At 34.4% G+C, this 2372-nt stretch carries 1 tRNA gene and 1 pseudogene; both read right to left on the bottom strand.

From position 1 onward, the window contains the following. Positions 1-166 precede the first annotated feature (166 nt). Positions 167-256 (bottom strand) — tRNA-Ser (locus tag ACFIK8_RS08830). Positions 257-1263: 1007 nt separating this feature from the next. Further along, positions 1264-2270 (bottom strand): annotated as a pseudogene (locus tag ACFIK8_RS08835) (tyrosine-type recombinase/integrase). Between the last annotated feature and the right edge of the window lie 102 nt (positions 2271-2372).

A 2372-nucleotide genomic window follows, 5' to 3' on the forward strand; every position in this document is an offset into this window, starting at 1 on the left:
AGGTCTTTGAAGACCCTTTGAGAACCACTTAAAAACTCTTTGAGAAAAAATAAATTGGTACAAAACCTAGTGGCAAATTATACAAAACCCGCTGGCAAGCTACAGTGGTAAAATATACAAAACCCGCTGGCAAGCTACAATAAGTTATAGCACCATAAAAGTGCTGTGGCGGAGGGGGTGGGATTCGAACCCACGGTACAGTCTCCTGCACGCCGGTTTTCAAGACCGGTGCCTTAAACCGCTCGGCCACCCCTCCAAACTGGATATGCTTTTTGACAAATTTCTTGCAAAAGGTCAATCATTTTAATACGCATTTTAAAGCGTTCTTTGTAAAACTATTTAAATTTCAATTAAAATAATTCTTCATAAGTCAATTCTTTGAGTGTGTTATCTAACAGTTTCATTTTTAAACATGATCGCTTTTTCTGAAAAAATGAAAAGTAAATATGGTATTTATCATTTCTTTTTTCTGTTTAAAAAATTTTCACAAAGCAATATTTTTTTAAGTTTTAACGACCGATATTCGTAATAATAAGAAATGTTCAGTTGAAAATATTTGATAAATTATATTAAATTCTTTGCGGGCGTGTATTTTTGAATTATTTTATCTTTCCAGATATTTATTCTATTCAGATCGTTCATATCTGCGAAAAAAATGTTATTGTTTTGACAGTTTATGAGAGATAAATTTATAAGAATGACATAATATATTCAAGGAAAGTTTTTATTGAGTTTAAATAAGCATAATTCGATAAGAAAGCTCTTTAAAAGATTTTAATTTTTTAAATAAAAATATTCAGATATTTAGTGCGTCTAAAGGGCGGCTTGGAGGGAATGTCTGGTTTGCACTATTTGAAAAAATTTTTATGTAAGATTTGCATCGACAGTTTAAAATCTCTTCCAGATATGACTAGAAATTAGGTATATTTATAATGCTTTTTTTGTGGGATAAGCAAAAAGTTAGTTGGAATAGAAGAAAAGATTATTGAACAATACGCTTAGATAAATAGATAACTTGTTAAGGTATTGCATAGTTTTTCAAGAATAGAACTTAAAAACGCTAAATTATGCAGAGGCAGAAAGCATAAACTTTAACAGACAAGCTTTTAAAAGCCGATGCATTCATAAGTATGTGTAAAATAAAAAACTTATTTACAAAATAAAATGGTGGGCGATGAGAGCAAATAAAAAGCAAGTAAAATAAAATAGTTATGTCTAATATGAGGGAATAGGTAAATCTTGATTCTATTGAGTTTTTTTCCTCTATCCCTTATCTTTTTGAATCTTTTTTATGGCTTCAAGAGCAAGTTTTTTACGGTCTGCGCTCTTTGTGTAAAGAGATGCCATAGCATCATCTGTCCAGCCCAAAATTGCTTTGAGTTGTGGTACTGTTGCACCTGAGTTAGCTGTGTGTGTTGCTGCTAATTTTCTTAAGCCATGTGCTGATTTTTTGATTCCCGATACGTTACAAGCCTCACGAAAAAGGTTGCCAAAATTTTCTTTAACTAGTTTTTTACCTTCTTTACCACAAATGAATGTTTCTTCTCCAATAGGACCAGTTTCAAGCGTTTTGGCTAATTCCGGTCTCTGTTTTGAGGTGAATGATATTATCTTTGACATCTTTCCAGCCAATTCGTACCGCATCACCACGACGCAAGCCCCGTATATAAAAGAACATCAATCCAGACACGTTCATGGGTACCATGATGCCATCTTTGATAATATTTTTCGACATCTTCTTCTGTCCAAACAGGAAATCCCTCTTTGTTTTTGAGGGGTGGTCTTTTTATTCCTAATGCTGGATTATTTTCCAAAAGACCTTGATCAATTGCCCAATTAAAAAGTCCATTAAGGGCTTTCAGGAAGTTTCTAGCCATTGCTGGTGTTTCTTTACGCCGTTCAACACCGGCTATGATATGTTTCTTTTCAATTGCTTGGTATGGAATATTTCCTATGGTATCACATACCTTCATAAGGATGAGTTCTTTTTGTTTTTGGGTGACTTTAGAAAGGCTATGCCAATTGGAGCTGTTAAAGTATTGTTTAAGCAGCCATGCAAATGACCCTTCAACAAGTTTACCGGTTTTGGATTTAGGAAGTATAAGCCCTTGTAACTCGGCAAGTGCGCTTTTGTAGTTGTCAACAAACTCTTGCGTTCCATAGGTACCGCGTATTCTAATACGTGGTCCATGACCAATACGTACATACCATATAATTTTACCATGGCGTGTGACTTCTTTGACAAGATGAGGGGGGCGTGGTTTTGACATGGTATTTTACATCTTAGAGAGCGCTGTTTCGTAATATTCATTCTTTGACAAATCTAAAAGTTTGTCTGGATGCGCTGCTGAATTTGGTAGTGGAATATCGGA

This window comes from Bartonella sp. MR168JLCBS (genome assembly GCF_042194175.1).